Origin of the sequence: Pseudomonas orientalis (genome assembly GCF_001439815.1) — a bacterium.
Classification (GTDB): Bacteria; Pseudomonadota; Gammaproteobacteria; order Pseudomonadales; family Pseudomonadaceae; genus Aquipseudomonas; species Aquipseudomonas orientalis.
Window position 1 is genome coordinate 1 of record NZ_JYLM01000002.1, and the last position, 13,985, is coordinate 13,985.

Sequence of the window (13,985 nt, forward strand, 5' to 3'; positions counted from 1 at the left end):
ACGCAGGCTTGAATCCGTGGGCCGCCGCAATGGGCCATCCATGGCCCAGTGCGGCTAACCCGGCGTCCTGCCGGGTTGCCCACGGATTCAAGCCTGCGTTCGGCCAGCGTGGTTTAACGGGGCGCCTAAGATCAAAAGCAGATCAAGATCAAGAGCGGCTCGCTGCGCATCGTGGTTAGCGTTGGGCGCTGCAGCGTTGTGTCGACACCCATGGGCATGCCCTCTGTAGGAGCGAGCTTGCTCGCGAAAAACGTCAACGATAACGCGTGCTTTCTGAATGAACGCGGTGCCCGTGAGTTTTTCGCGAGCAAGCTCGCTCCTACAAAAAAGCATTGACTGACTGGATTATGGCGAGCCCCACATTGGCCTTGCTCTGCTCCAGCTCAATCGGCACATGCCAAGGCAGACCGGCGGTTGCCGAGCTTGCGCAAGTGCTCAACCGGTGTGTTTGCCATCGCTTCTTCATGCAGGGCGGTTTCCAGCGCTTCCAAGTGCCGCGAAAGGATCTTTACCGAGCCGCTCGGGTTGGCAGGGTCGAACGGGATCTTGCCGTTGGCGACCAGCACCATCGCCAGCTCCCAGGCCTGCTTTGAGGTGTTCATCACGCCACCTCCCGTTCACGGATGACAACCTTCACACCCTCATTATTGGCCACGCTGGATGCGGGCGTCGGGAAATGCGTGTTGAGCACCCCCAGATGCTCAATCGCCTCACGGAACAGCGCTTCGGCCTTGGCTCGCAGGCGCAGGTACTGATCGAACTTTTCGCTGTCGAAATCGGCGCATTCCAACAGGTCGAATGCGCTGCGGCTGAGGGCGTTGGCCTCATCGAAAAGCTTCTGGTTTTGCTCCATCGCCAGTTGGCGGCAGGCCATCCGTTTTGCGTAGGTGTCGGTGTGGTGCATGGCGTAAATCCTTCTTCAACAGGTTCCGATAAGGCTGTGACCGGCCTGAAAAGCGACGGTATCAATTTGATTGCCCCTGAAATATTGATCAATTCAACGATTCAGTTCCGTCGCAACTATCGTTTTTTTAGATTCAGCGCCTGCCCGCCGAAAAATTCTGAACCCTATGAGCGTCCGGTAAACCTAATGTTTCATAACCGGGAGGTGCACCATGGAAACGACCTATTTCTGGATTGGCCTGATGATCATCCTGCTGTTGCTCGACCTGTGGGTCCTCAACAGCGTGTGGCGTAGCGAACATTCCTCGGGGAGCAAGGCAGGCTGGACCGCCGTGGTGGTCCTGCTGCCGTTCCTGGGGGCGGTGATATGGGCCGTGTCCGGCCCGCGCGGCGTGACCAAGGGGCCGTCTTCGCCGGAGCACAGCAAGGGCTGAAAGAGGGCGGGACATGAGCGAGTCAGGGCCTGACGACCTGCACAGCCGCGACTATCCGGTACGCGAGGATATGGCGTTGCAGCGCAAGGTCTGGCGCTTAGAGCGGCTGGGCTGGTATGGGCTCATCGTTCTGATCGGGCTGACGCTGGCGGGGCTGTTTTCCAAAGGGCCGCTGAGCACCAGCGAAGTGCGCAGCGCCGACGGCCACGTACGCGTCGAATACCAGCGCTTCCTGCGCAATGGCTCTTCCGACGCACTGGTGATCCATCTGCAAGGCCCCGCACGCACCCCACTGGAAGTCGCGATCAACGGCGAGCTGTTGCAGGGCTTCAACGTGGAAATGCTCCAGCCCCAGCCTCTGAAGGCCAGCACGGCGGGCGAGGGCGTGAAGCTGTGGACGCTGAGCGACGATCAAGGGCGGGCGACGCTGTATCTGACCTTGCGCAGTGACGGCGTCGGCAGCTTCGACACCCAGGTCTCGCTGAGCAACGGCGCTACCGTGGACTTATCACAGTTCATTTATCCCTAGGGGGCAATCATGGACTCCGTCCTGCGCGCAGCGGCGATTTACCTGGTGTTGCTGGTCCTGTTCAAAATCGCCGGCAGGCGTTCCCTCGCGGAACTTACTACCTTCGACCTGGTGTTGTTGATGGTGATCGGTGAGGCCACCCAGCAGGCGCTGTTGGGCGATGATTTTTCCCTGACCAATGCCGTGCTGGTGATCGTCACGCTGATCGCCATCGACATTGGTTTTTCATTGGTCAAGCAGCGTTCGCTGTGGTTCTCGCGCCTGCTCGACGGCGGGCCGACCGTAGTGGTCGAACAGGGCCGGGTACTCCAAGAACGCCTCAAGCGCGCACGCCTGGATGAGGACGATATCCTCGAGGCGGCGCGCTCGTCCCAGGGCATTCTCGAGATCAGGCAGATCCGCTTCGCGATCCTTGAGCGCAACGGCAAGATCTCGGTGATCCCTTACGAATGACCCCACCTAGCTCTGCGAACGGCACAAGGATTCGATCAGGCTGATCAACGCATCATGGGTGACCGGTTTGCTGACATGGGTGCTGAAGCCTGAGTCGGCGGTTTTCTTCTGGTCGCTGCTGGCACCGTAGCCTGTCAGGGCAATCGCGGGCACTTGCTTGAGGTGGCCGATCTGCCGCAGTTTCTGCATCAGTTCATGGCCGTTCATTTTCGGCATGCCGATGTCTGAAATAATCAGGTCGTAGGTTTTATCGCCAGCCACTTTCAGTGCGTTCAACGGGTCATTGAACGCACTCACCTCGGCGCCTTCCATTTCCAGCAGCATATTCAACACTTCCAGCACATCTTCTGAGTCGTCGACCAGCAACACCTTAACGCCGCTCAGGCGTTCATCCGATGACTGCGCGGCATCGGCGAAGGGCGGCCGATCCTGCTGTGCGGACAGCGGCAGCGATACCGAGAAGGTGCAGCCAAAGCCCAACCCCTCGGAGTACACGCTGACCGTGCCACCGTGGGCCTCCACCAGTTGGCGCACCAGGGACAGGCCGATCCCCAGCCCTTCGCGCTGATGGGTCTGATGTTGATTTTCCGCCTGCCCGAACAGATCGAAGATCTTCTCCAGGCTGTCCTCGGCGAGCCCGGCGCCACTGTCGATCACGTCCAGCCGCGCGAAGCCCTCGGTCCGGCTGACCATCAGTTGCACGCGGCCGTGTTCCGGAGTGAATTTGAGCGCGTTATTGACCAGGTTCCACACCACTTGTTCGAGGCGCGTCGGGTCAGCGTCGACGAACAAGGCCGCAGGCGCCGTTGGTTTTTGCAAGGTGACCTGGCAGTGATGACCATCAGCGAGCACCACAGCGTGGATATCCTCCAGCGTGCGGATCAGGTCGATGCGTTGTTTTTTCAGCTTGAGCTTGCCGGTGCGCACCCTGGCTACGTCGAGCAGGTCATCGATGATGCGCGCCTGGCTGGAGACCGCCTCGCAGATGGTGTTCACCGCCTTGATCGCCGGGCCCGTGGCCTTGGTGGCCGGCAGGCGCCGCAGCAGCTCGGCATTGAGCTGGATCAGGTTCAGCGGGTGCTTGAGTTCGTGGGACATCACCGCGAAGAATTCGTCCTTGAGGTGGCTGTTGGTCTGGGTTTCCATCAACCGCTGACTCTGCTCATCCTGAGTACGCTTGTGGCCTGTGAGGTCGCGGGCGATCTTGACATAGCCCTGCAGGCTGTTGCCGGTCAGCAGGGTGACTTCGCCGCTGCAATAGAACCGGCTGCCATCCTTGCGCACATGCCAGCGCTCGTCTTCGCCGCGCCCGTGTTCGCGAGCGGCACGCAGCTCGTTTTCGGGGATGCCGGCGGTGCGGTCCTCGGGCGAGAAGATCAGATCGTAATAGGCGCCGAGCACTTCCTGCTTGGCGTAGCCGAAGATCAATTCAGCCCCGGTGTTCCAATCGGTAATGGTGCCGTGGTCATCCAGAATGATGATGGCAAAGTCATGGGTGCTGTCGGCGACCAGGCGCATGCGCTCTTCACCCAGGCGCAGTTCTTCTTCGGCCTGGCGTCGCTTGGTGATGTCGATAAAGGTCAACACCGTGCCGTCGATATGGTCTTCGCTGGAGCGGTAGGGCAGCAGGCGTGCAATGTACCAGCGGTCATCCTTGCTGCTGATTTCACGTTCGATCATGCTCAGCGACTCGAATACCGTCGACGCATCGTCGATCATTTCCGGGTAGGTGAGACGATGGGTGATGTCCATCAGCGAGCGCCCGGTGTCCACCGGCAGCATGTTGAACAGGTCAGTGGCCCGTGGCGTGAACCAGCGGATGCGCATGTTGCGGTCGACGAACACCGTGGCGATATCGGTGGAGGCAATCAGGTTGGTCAGGTAGTCATTGACCTTGTCGGTCTCTTCCACCTTGGTCTTGAGTTCGAAATTGACCGTCAGCAGTTCTTCGTTGATCGACTGCAACTCTTCCTTGCTGGTTTCCAGCTCTTCGGTGGCCGAGCGCAGCTCTTCATTGACCGCCTGCATTTCCTCGTTGGACGCCTTGAGTTCTTCGCTTGAGACTTCGGCCTGCTCGATGGTGTCCTGCAGGTGTAATTTGGTGCGTTGCAGCTCGCGCTCCAGGTTGCTCATTATCTGGCTTTCGGCGTGGCCGATGGCGGTTTCTTCGGCGTGCTGCGGGTCGACTTCGGTCTCCTGGAAAATCACCAGTACATAATCGCTTTCGGTGGCTTCGTCCCGGTAGGGCAGCGCAGCGATATCCACCAGGTACTGCGCGTGATCGCGCTCGATGCGCACTTTGCGCGACGTCACCGCAAGGCTCGATTGCTGGACCTGGAACAGCGTGGTGCGGATATCCAGGCGCAGATCGGGGTGCACCAGGGCCAGCAGGTTGCGGGTCATCTCCCCGGCCACATGGCGCAGGAAGCGGCCCGCGCCTTCGCTCATGTGCAGGATGTCGGCCTGCATATCCACAATCACGCTCGGCGGCGCGGCCTTTTCCAGCGCGCGCAAGTGAATGTCGGCGAATGAAATCTTGTTCGGTATCTTGACCTGTGCCGCCGCGGTCGAAGCGTTCGGGCGCAGGTAGCCACCGCGCGGCATGGTGGGTGCGCGGCGCATGGCCGCTGAACCGGCACGCACGCGAAAGATGCGGTTGCGCTTGTCCACCGGCACGAACAGGTCCAGGCAACCGTCGGCGGACTCCGAGGAACCCAGGAACAGGTAGCCGCCGGGGCGCAACGCAAAGTGGAACATCTGCAGGATGTCGCGCTGCACCTCGCGGTCCAGGTAGATCAGCAGGTTGCGGCACACGATCAGGTCGATCTGCGAAAAGGGCGGGTCACTCAGCAGGCTGTGCTTGGCGAACAGCACCTTTTCACGTATCTCCTTGCGCACCCGATAGTGCTGGTTTTTTTCCTTGGCGAAGTACTGGCGCAGGCGTGGCGGCGGCACGTCGGTAATGATCGCTTCGGGGTAAGCGCCGTTACGCCCATGGTTGATCGCCCGCTCGTCGATATCGGTGGCAAATACCTGCATTTTTGCGTCGCTGGCATCCAGCGCCAGTTGCTCGGCGACCAGCATCGCCAGGCTGTAGGCTTCTTCGCCGGTGGAGCAACCGGCCGACCAGATACGCACCTCTTCGCGTTTGGGCACGCTGTCTTCCAGTGACTTCACCAGGTTGGGAATCACATCGCGTTCGAGCGCTTCGAAAGCCTCGCGGTCACGGAAAAAATTAGTCACGCCGATCAGCATGTCACCGAGTAGCGCCTTGGTTTCTTCCGGGTGCCCCTGGAGGTATTCGTAGTAGCTGGCCAAGTCGGATTGAGCCGTGACCTGCAGGCGTCGTTCAATGCGACGCAGAACGGTGGCGCGCTTGTAGTGCTTGAAATCGTGACCGGTGCTGAGCCGCAGTTGAATCAGAATATCCAGCAGCAACTGCTCGGCTACCGCCGCGTCGCGTTCATTGGCGGGCGGCGTGGTCTTGATCTCGGGGTCGTTGGCGGTGGGCAGGATGATGGACTGGGCGTTGCGCCACAGCTCCAGCAGTTTCTGCGGCATCTCCACCACGGGCAGCACCAGGTCGGCCATCTGGGTTTCGATGGCGGCCAGTGGCATGCCGTCGTATTCCGCGTCTTCCGGCGATTGCACCAGGGTGACGCCGCCTTGTTCCTTGATACGCGAAAGCCCCACCGCACCGTCCGAGCCGGTGCCCGAGAGGATCAGGCAAAACGCATGTTCCTTATGGGTGTCCGCCAGGTCGCGAAAAAACAGGTCGATGGCGATATGCGAACCGCCTTCGCGCGCCGACGGCGCGACGGCCAGATAGCCATCATTCATCAGCAAGTGCTGCGCGGGCGAAATCACATATACCCGGTTCTTCTCGATGGGTGTCGTCTCGTTGACCTGCTGCACCGGCATGCGGGTCGACTCCTGAATGATCTTGTCCGCCACGCTCTGATGATCGGGGGACAGGTGCAGGATCACCACAAAGGCCATGCCGCAGTCCTGGGGCATGTGTTCGAAAAACGCCTTCACCGCCTGCAACCCGCCCGCTGATGCGCCGATACCCACGACTGGAAAGTTCAAGGTGCTGGGGATCAGATCCTTGCGTTGCGGAACGTTGGGCGACCGCGGGGGGGCAGACTTCATAAATACCAACCTTGGTTAACTGCGCACGAGAACAACGTGATCAAGGGCACGAATTCAAAACGGGATGAGAGATAAACGAATAGCGGAATATAGCCGAAAAACGCTCTGCAACAGAACGCTACCCCTTCATTCGATACCCTCAACGGGCGTTCACCCTTCGGTTGAGGGATAGATCGTCGCAAAGGTTTACTCAATCTGACGAGTGGCGCAATGCGCTGGAACGGTCATCCGATTTTCTGAAAATTGCTCTGAACTATCGTGCCCGGCCAACCCTCGCAAGACTATCCACACACAGGAGGGAAACCCGATGACCCACTACCCGAAACCACCCTTCAAGCCACAGCAGCAGCCTGTCCCCGGTGACCAGCGCAAGATGGAGCCGATGCCCGATTGCGGTGAGCAAAGCTACAAAGGCTCGGGCCGGATGGCCAATAAGATTGCCTTGATCACCGGCGCCGACAGCGGTATCGGGCGCGCGGTGGCCATTGCCTTTGCCCGCGAAGGTGCCGACGTTGCGGTGTCGTACCTGGATGAGCATGAGGATGCAAAAGAGACCGCGCGCTGGGTCGAAGCGGCGGGGCGTCAGTGCCTGCTGTTGCCCGGCGACCTTGGCGAGGCGGCGCAGTGCAGCGCCATCGTCAATGACACGGTCAAGCAGTTCGGGCGTATCGATGTGCTGGTCAACAACGCGGCGTTCCAAATGACCTACAAATCCCTGGAAGACATTCCCGACGAAGACTGGGTAAAAACCTTCAACGTCAACATCACCGCGATGTTCCGGATCTGCAAGGCGGCGTTGCCGCACATGGCCGAGGGCAGTTCGATCATCAACACCACCTCGGTCAATTCCGATATGCCCAATCCGTCACTGCTGCCTTATGCGGCCACCAAGGGCGCGATTGCCAACTTCACCGCAGGTCTGGCGCAGATGTTGGGCGAACGCGGGATTCGCGTGAACAGCGTGGCACCCGGGCCGATCTGGACACCGTTGATTGTGTCGACGATGACGGAAGACATGGTCAAGGAATTTGGTGGCAACACGCCATTGGGACGGCCAGGCCAGCCGGTGGAAGTGGCGCCGATCTATGTGCTGCTGGCTTCGGATGAGGGCAGCTATATCTCCGGCGAGCGCTACGGCGTGACGGGGGGCAAGCCGATTCTCTGAACCTGCGCCCCCGCTGACTCAGGCGGGGGCTGCCGACGATGCCGAGTACTGTGCAAATCCAAAATGTGGGAGGGGGCTTGCTCCCGATAGCGGTGTGTCAGTCAACGCTTTATGACTGACAGATCGCCATCGGGGGCAAGCCCCCTCCCACATTGGGTATTGAGTGCTTTCGGATTATTGGTTTACTTCTTCCTCGCGCGGTGAATGCGCATCCACGCTCGATAAGCGGCGGTACGTTTGACTCAGGCGGAGGCTGCTGACGATGTCGGGAACTGTGCAAATCCAAAATGTGGGAGGGGGCTTGCCCCCGATAGCGGTGTATCAGTCAACGCTCTATAACTGACAGATCGCCATAGGGGGCAAGCCCCCTCCCATATTGGGTATTCAGTGCTTTCGGCTTATTGGTTTACTTTTTCCTCGCGCGGTGAATGCGCATCCACTCTCGATAAGCGGCGGTACGCTGTGCGTCTGCCACCTTCTTGGCCTCGGTGAAGCGTGCCCAGGTGGCCGCATCGCCGCTGTAGGATTCGATGATTTTATACGCCAGGGCATCGAGTCGATCCGCTTCGAAAAACATCTGCGTGTTTTGCGCCACCTCGTCGTCCACTGCCTGCCGCTTGGTAAAGCCCAGCACCTGACTGTTCATTATGTAATGCCCTCCGCCCACTGAATGGCTGCCGCACTGCACCAGCGCACGTCCGTAATGCCGTATTTTTCCGCCATCGGCTTGGAGACACGCTTGAGGTTGTTTTGCCCGAACCTGGGGATGACCGCCACGCCGGCATCGCAACTGGCCCAGTGCCATGCTTCAGCATTATTCATGCGCGCCGCGCGCACGATAAAGGACCTGGGCTTGCCGTGAAGCTGATAGTTGATCGTGAATAATTCGCTCTTGTTCATGAGGACTCCCTATGCTCATGAAGTACAGATATTTGACGTCAAAAAAAATTCAAAGAACTTGTCGGACAATGCGATGACGTGCGCGCAGGCTCAATCGTCCACCGTGAAGGTGACCCAGCCTGGCCCGTCAGCCGGGCGTTCCAGCGCTACGATTACACCACCAACGGACGTGCCGCCGGGCAAATTGACCGTGACGAAATTGGGATGACCGGGCCATTGCAACGGGGTGGGAAAATCCACGCGAACAATGGTGGGCTTGCCGCTGCTGGTCATTTTTATATCGACGTTCTCATTCAACACTTCATCATCTTCGGTGCCCAGATGGCGCGAAGCAGTGATTAGGCTGACGGTGCCTTGATGGTCATAGGACATATACGGATTCCTCGTGCGAAGGGCACACATGCGCCCCGATTCTTGTGAGGCAAGCGCCGGCAAATGATCGTTCAATCCAAATGACCGGCTGCTGCCGTCAGTGCTGGTGGTCGGTCTGGGTGGGGTCGACGATCTGGATGATGTTGCCCTGGCGCCAGGCATCCGCACCGGGTGCAATCGGCGGGGCGGGAATGTCGGCGCGGTTGGTCTTCTCCTCGGCGCTGTCGACCCCCAGCCGCTGATCCCGCTCGGCGACCATCTTCGCATCGGCCTGGCCGTCGGCGGTGAACCCCATCATCAATTGCGGCACACCCAGCGGCAGGCGCTTGTGCAGGTCGGTATGCCAGGTGTGCCAGGTCTTGCCGTAGGTGTGCACCAGTTTTTCCATCAACGCGTGTTCGGCCACCTGGGGAATACCGGGGGCGACCAATTGGCCCGATTTCACCTCATGCACATGGCTGTGCCACAACGCCTTTTCCGCCGTGGGCAGCGTGTTGAATAGCTGCTCGCTGATGATGTATTCCACGCCCATCAACTTGGCGTCCTTGCGGTTGCCGTCGTAGATCACGCACTGGATCACCTCCTCGTTGAGGATGGCGCAGTAGTGATGGGCTTCCATCTGCACGTCGGGATGGCCGTTGTAGAAGTGAAAACCGTCCAGGTAGGCATTCAGTGCGTCGATGGGCGGGCGCGATTGCAGCAGGGCGGCGCCGGCGTCGAGGCTGCGCGTGGTGGGGGACTTGGCTGCGCCGGGCGCGACCACGTTCGAGGCTGAGTCGTTGCCGGCGCAGGCGGTCAGCGCGGCAATCGAAATCGCCAGGCACAGCGAATGCAGGGTGGGTTGCAAGCGGGTGATGGTCATTGGGGACTCCCTCCATGAGCGGTTGTAGAGCACATCTAGAAAGCCTGCCGAAGTGGGTGTTCAACCGGATTGATGCACTTGCGTATTCGAAGAAGATTTGTGGAACAACCGCTCGACGTGCCGGGTCACTTTTAATAAGTGTTCAACCCCGCGAATGGAGACCATCCCGGATGCCAAACGACGCCCTACCTGACCACACCGCCTTGACCGAAGCCCACACCATTCCCCACTTGCTTGAGCAATTGCTGCTCGCCCGTGGTCCTGGTGGCCAGGAGGATGAGGTGCGCGCCATTTGCCTGGAGCGCCTGCGTCCGCTCTGCGACGAGACCTGGGTGGACCCTGCCGGCAATGTCGTCGGCCTGGTCAAAGGCGCGCAGGACGATGGCGCGCCCCGGCGTGCGGTGAGAGTCATGGCGCACATGGATGAAATTGCCATGGTGGTCAAGCATGTCGACACCGATGGCACCTTGCGGGTGACCGCATTGGGCGGCGCCAATCCGGTGAACTTCGGCATGTGCCCGGTGGACATACTCGGCGATCACCAATTCATTCCGGGGGTGCTGTCTTTTGGTTCGATGCATGCGACCGGCAATGCGCCTCAGGGCGCCGATGTGCAGTCGGGGGATGTGCACTGGAACGACGTGCATGTGATCACCCGTTGCTCGGTGCAGGCCTTGCGTGAATACGGTGTGCGTCCCGGCAGCCGCGTCACGCTGAGCCGCCATTGGCGTGCGCCGTTTCGGGTGGGGGATGCGACAGCCGCGCATTTTCTCGACGACCGCGCGCCCATCGCCGCCGTACTCCACAGCGTGCAGTGCCTGGATCAGCGCCGGCAGGAACTGGCATGCGATGTGTATTTTGTCTTCACCACCCTGGAGGAAGAGTGCAATGCCGGCGCGATGTATGCGGCGCAGACACTGCCGGGCGATACCACCCTCGCGGTGGAGGTGGGCCCGGTGATGAGCGAGTACGGCACGCGCCTGAGTGTCGATCCGATCATCAATACCGGTGACCTCAAAGGCTATTACACCCGCTCGGTGGTCACCGGCCTGGCGGCTGCCGCGCAACGCAGCGGCTATACGCCGCAATATGCGTTGCTGGTGGACTTTGCCTCGGACGCCAGCGCCGTCATGAGTAACGGCACCTCGGCACGCGGCGGTTGCCTGGCGATTCCAACCGAGAATACCCACGGCTATGAGCTGATTGTGGATGGCGCGATCGAGGCCTGTGCGCTGACCTTGGCCGACTACCTTGCAACCTTTTGAACGCGGGAGACTGTAACGATGGACATAGCCGCTGGCACGATCCACTACCTGAAACAACACCAGATGACCCTGACCAGCGCCGAGTCGTGCACGGCGGGCAAAATCATCACGCTGCTCTCAGAGGTGGCGGGCGGCGGCTCGTGCATCGAAAGTGGTTACGTCGTTTATTCGCCGCAGGCCAAACAGCGCTTGCTGGGCGTACGCGCCTATACGATTGACACGTTCAACCTCACCAGTTGCGAAGTCGCCCGGGAGATGGCCGAAGGCGCGTTGCGTGACAGTACGGCGCAGGTCGCCGTCGCCACTACCGGGCTGCTTGGCCCGGATGACATGGACGGGATTCCGGCCGGGACTATCTGTTTTGCCTGGGCCTATCGAATCGGCAAGACGCTCAGCGTGTTCAGCCGCAAGGAGCGCTTCATGGGGTCGCGCGAAGACGTGCAGCTTCAAGCCGCGCTGCATGCCTTGAGGCGGCTGACGCATTTCCACCAGCGTGCGTTGGCCGGTGAGCGGGGTTAGCGCTCAGTGAGCACTGGCCGCTTCAGGTTTGAGGTCCACTTTTAACAGCAACTCGTCGGTGCCGAACGCCTGGGCATCCACCAGCGCGCCATGATAAGTGTGGTTGTCGGTCTTGATCGAAACATTATGGGCTTCAGTCAATGCTTTCGGCCACGGCCATAGCACCCTTAGCGATAGGCCGTCGCCCGCCTGGGTAATCTGCGCTGTGCAGGCATGGGAGAGCGGATTGACGCCAAACAGCGTGTCTTCAAGAAAATCGATGGTGCAGTGTTGCGAGGGGACAGCAGCGGAATCCGGCATGGGAAGCCTCGTTCTGTTCGTGTAAATGCAGTTAACCGACGGATGAAAGGCGCGACGTTTTTCGCGAAACCACCATATCTTCCAGGATCTCCCGCACCAGCCGGTTGATGCCTGACGCGCCGTGGTAGCGGGCGCGGTTGATATTGGCGATGGTGAATTGATTTGCGTCGGGCGCGAGCACCGTAACGGACAGGCTGCTGTCCGGATTGATCGTGCAGGTGACACGGCAATTGCGCAGCCGCTGTGACAGCGCGCGCTGGATTTGCGCTTTGGTCAACGTGTCCATGGGATCACCGGATAACAGGCCTTGGCGGATGAAGGGTAGCGCAAATATGCCGTGCGTAAATGCTGGCAGGTTAATAGCAAACCATTCGTCAGTCTCATTACCCTTGCGTGGAACGTTCGTGCTCCGGTACTGGCCACATGCATCAAGGGTTGACGACTATTTCCTTCACTCATCAGGTGGTTTTCATGAAGAAGTTTTACATGTGCTTGGGCCTTTGCAGCGTGTTCCTGCTGCATGGGTGTTTCGACAACTCCAATAACACCACCAAGGACAACACCAGTGGAAGCAAGTCTTCGGTGCAGATGCAGGAAGGCAAGGCGGACGAGAGCAAGTAGGCGCCTGGAGCAAAATGTGGGAGGGGACTTGCCCCCGATGGCAGGGCGTCAGTCAATGAAGAGGTGACTGACCTACCGCTATCGGGGGCAAGCCCCCTCCCACATGAATGATCGTTCCCACGCTCCGCGTGGGAACGATCAAAGACATTGGATCGCTGTGTATCAACGCATGTGCAAAATGATCGGGCTGCTGCTTGCCGGGTCGGTATGCCCGCGAAGTTCGCCTACCGCCTGGGCCTCGACCGAGCCGCCGTGGTTGCCCCAGGTGCTGCGTACATAAGTCAGCACCTCGGCGATCTCCTGATCGGACAATTGCTCACGGAACGCCGGCATGCGGTAGGCGTCCGGCAACCCGGCGGCCACCACCCGTTGCGAGCCGTTGAGGGTGATATTGATCGCCGAGGCGCTTTCCCTGGCCAGCGCCGAGGTGGCGCCGGCCAGTGGCGGCATCCACGCCGGCTGGCCCTTGCCGTCCAGGCCGTGACAAGAGGCGCAGCGGGTCGCGTAGGTGTGGGCGCCGGGGATGTCCTGGCGCCTATCGGCCACCTGATACTGCCAGGGCGCGCCATCACGTTGCGGGTCGCCGGGCAGGGACTTGAGATAGCGGGCGATGGCGGCCAGGTCGTCATCGGCCATGAACTGCGTGGAGTTGTTGAACGCTTCGGTCATCGAACCGTAGACCACCGCATGCTGGTTGCGCCCGGTCTTGAGGAACTGCACGATCTGCGCCTCGCTCCAGCGCCCCAGACCGGTGTTGGGGTCCTGGCGCAGGCTCGGCGCGTACCAGCCGTCGAGCAGCGCGCCGGCAAGGAAGGGCGCGCCGGACTGGTCCAGGGCCTTCTCGTTGAATGCCAGGCCACGCGGCGTGTGGCAACTGCCGCAATGGCCGGGGCCCTGGACGATATAAGCGCCACGGTTCCACAACGCGTCCTGGCCGGGGGTGGCCGCATAGGGCGCAGTGGGTGCGAATACGCCATTCCACAGCGCGATGGGCCAGCGCATATTCAGCGGCCAGGGAATATCACTGGGAATATTCACCTGGCTGGCCGGTTGCACACCTTTCATGAAGAACGCATACAGCGCTTTCACGTCGTCGTCGCTGAGCTTCACGTAAGACGGGTAGGGCATCGCCGGATACAGGCGGCGCCCGCCCGGTGCCACGCCGTGGCGCACGGCGCGGTCGAAGTCGGCCAGGCTGTAGCGGCCGATGCCATGGTCGCGGTCGGGGGTGATGTTGGTGGCATGGATGGCCCCCAGCGGCGTGGCCATCTCCAGGCCACCGGCAAACGGCGCTTTGCCCGCCAGGCTGTGGCAGGCCACGCAGTCGCTCAGACGGGCGACATACTCGCCGCGACTGACCAGTGCCGGGTCAAAGCCTGTGGCGTGTTCCTGTTCGAACGGCGAGGCGGGCTCGCGGGTGACGTACCAGGCCAGGAGGCCGGCGACGACCAGGCAGGGCAGCGCCAGCCAGCCTGCGGTTCTTGCGAATCGGCGGTTGTTCATGGGCGTT

Annotated in this window: 17 protein-coding genes; 7 read left to right on the plus strand and 10 right to left on the minus strand. The window is 60.6% G+C overall.

The window, feature by feature from the left end:
* Positions 1–383 precede the first annotated feature (383 nt).
* Together TU82_RS04445 and TU82_RS04450 are read right to left on the minus strand one after the other, a co-directional pair.
* Positions 384–602, minus strand: coding sequence for a hypothetical protein (locus TU82_RS04445; RefSeq protein ID WP_057721920.1), 219 nt, complete (start codon positions 600–602; stop codon positions 384–386).
* Entirely contained in the window at positions 602–904 is a 303-nt protein-coding gene (locus TU82_RS04450; protein WP_057721921.1) for a hypothetical protein, read from the minus strand. The genes TU82_RS04445 and TU82_RS04450 overlap by 1 nt, the downstream gene beginning before the upstream one ends.
* A 211-nt stretch (positions 905–1,115) precedes the next feature.
* On the opposite strand from TU82_RS04450, the gene TU82_RS04455 reads away from it, so the two are divergent.
* The 3 genes from TU82_RS04455 to TU82_RS04465 are packed head-to-tail and all read left to right on the plus strand — an operon-like array spanning position 1,116 to position 2,319.
* Positions 1,116–1,337: a PLD nuclease N-terminal domain-containing protein gene (locus TU82_RS04455; protein ID WP_057721922.1), complete on the plus strand. Its 222-nt coding sequence runs from the start codon at positions 1,116–1,118 to the stop codon at positions 1,335–1,337.
* A gap of 13 nt (positions 1,338–1,350) precedes the next feature.
* Entirely contained in the window at positions 1,351–1,866 is a 516-nt protein-coding gene (locus tag TU82_RS04460; RefSeq protein ID WP_057721923.1) for a hypothetical protein, read from the plus strand.
* Positions 1,867–1,875: 9 nt separating this feature from the next.
* The gene (locus TU82_RS04465; protein ID WP_057721924.1) at positions 1,876–2,319 is read left to right on the plus strand and encodes a DUF421 domain-containing protein; all 444 of its coding nucleotides are present in this window, start codon (positions 1,876–1,878) and stop codon (positions 2,317–2,319) included.
* Between the two features lie 6 nt (positions 2,320–2,325).
* Here the strand turns inward: TU82_RS04465 and TU82_RS04470 are convergent, their stop codons facing one another.
* On the minus strand, positions 2,326–6,471 hold the full coding sequence (locus TU82_RS04470; RefSeq protein WP_057721925.1) for a CheR family methyltransferase: 4,146 nt from the start codon (positions 6,469–6,471) through the stop codon (positions 2,326–2,328).
* A gap of 307 nt (positions 6,472–6,778) precedes the next feature.
* On the opposite strand from TU82_RS04470, the gene TU82_RS04475 reads away from it, so the two are divergent.
* Positions 6,779–7,636, plus strand: a complete 858-nt coding sequence (locus TU82_RS04475) for an SDR family oxidoreductase (RefSeq protein ID WP_057721926.1) — start codon at positions 6,779–6,781, stop codon at positions 7,634–7,636.
* A 406-nt stretch (positions 7,637–8,042) separates the two neighbouring features.
* Here the strand turns inward: TU82_RS04475 and TU82_RS04480 are convergent, their stop codons facing one another.
* The 4 genes from TU82_RS04480 to TU82_RS04495 all read right to left on the minus strand — a co-directional run bounded on the left by TU82_RS04480 (position 8,043) and on the right by TU82_RS04495 (position 9,770).
* Positions 8,043–8,282 (minus strand): hypothetical protein, encoded by a 240-nt coding sequence (locus TU82_RS04480; RefSeq protein WP_057721927.1) that lies wholly within the window; start codon positions 8,280–8,282, stop codon positions 8,043–8,045.
* Positions 8,282–8,536, minus strand: a complete 255-nt coding sequence (locus TU82_RS04485) for a DUF6555 family protein (RefSeq protein WP_057721928.1) — start codon at positions 8,534–8,536, stop codon at positions 8,282–8,284. Before TU82_RS04485 ends, TU82_RS04480 begins: the two co-directional genes overlap by 1 nt.
* Before the next feature lie 90 nt (positions 8,537–8,626).
* Positions 8,627–8,908, minus strand: coding sequence for a hypothetical protein (locus tag TU82_RS04490; RefSeq protein ID WP_057721929.1), 282 nt, complete (start codon positions 8,906–8,908; stop codon positions 8,627–8,629).
* Positions 8,909–9,005: 97 nt separating this feature from the next.
* A complete protein-coding gene (locus tag TU82_RS04495) occupies positions 9,006–9,770 on the minus strand; it encodes an OBAP family protein (RefSeq protein WP_057721930.1) in 765 nt (254 codons plus the stop codon).
* A 170-nt stretch (positions 9,771–9,940) separates the two neighbouring features.
* On the opposite strand from TU82_RS04495, the gene TU82_RS04500 reads away from it, so the two are divergent.
* Together TU82_RS04500 and TU82_RS04505 are read left to right on the plus strand one after the other, a co-directional pair.
* Entirely contained in the window at positions 9,941–11,035 is a 1,095-nt protein-coding gene (locus tag TU82_RS04500; RefSeq protein ID WP_057721931.1) for a zinc-binding metallopeptidase family protein, read from the plus strand.
* Positions 11,036–11,053: 18 nt separating this feature from the next.
* The gene (locus tag TU82_RS04505) at positions 11,054–11,554 is read left to right on the plus strand and encodes a CinA family protein (RefSeq protein ID WP_057721932.1); all 501 of its coding nucleotides are present in this window, start codon (positions 11,054–11,056) and stop codon (positions 11,552–11,554) included.
* Between the two features lie 3 nt (positions 11,555–11,557).
* Here the strand turns inward: TU82_RS04505 and TU82_RS04510 are convergent, their stop codons facing one another.
* Positions 11,558–11,854 carry a hypothetical protein gene (locus tag TU82_RS04510; protein WP_057721933.1) on the minus strand — a complete coding sequence of 99 codons (297 nt, stop codon included), beginning with the start codon at positions 11,852–11,854 and terminating at the stop codon, positions 11,558–11,560.
* Positions 11,855–11,885: 31 nt separating this feature from the next.
* Positions 11,886–12,140 carry a DUF1652 domain-containing protein gene (locus TU82_RS04515; RefSeq protein WP_057721934.1) on the minus strand — a complete coding sequence of 85 codons (255 nt, stop codon included), beginning with the start codon at positions 12,138–12,140 and terminating at the stop codon, positions 11,886–11,888.
* A 185-nt stretch (positions 12,141–12,325) separates the two neighbouring features.
* Between TU82_RS04515 and TU82_RS28865 the strand changes: the two genes are divergently transcribed.
* On the plus strand, positions 12,326–12,475 hold the full coding sequence (locus TU82_RS28865) for a hypothetical protein (protein ID WP_169794953.1): 150 nt from the start codon (positions 12,326–12,328) through the stop codon (positions 12,473–12,475).
* 162 nt (positions 12,476–12,637) lie between these two features.
* Here the strand turns inward: TU82_RS28865 and TU82_RS04520 are convergent, their stop codons facing one another.
* Positions 12,638–13,978, minus strand: a complete 1,341-nt coding sequence (locus tag TU82_RS04520; RefSeq protein ID WP_057721935.1) for a c-type cytochrome — start codon at positions 13,976–13,978, stop codon at positions 12,638–12,640.
* Positions 13,979–13,985 lie beyond the last annotated feature (7 nt).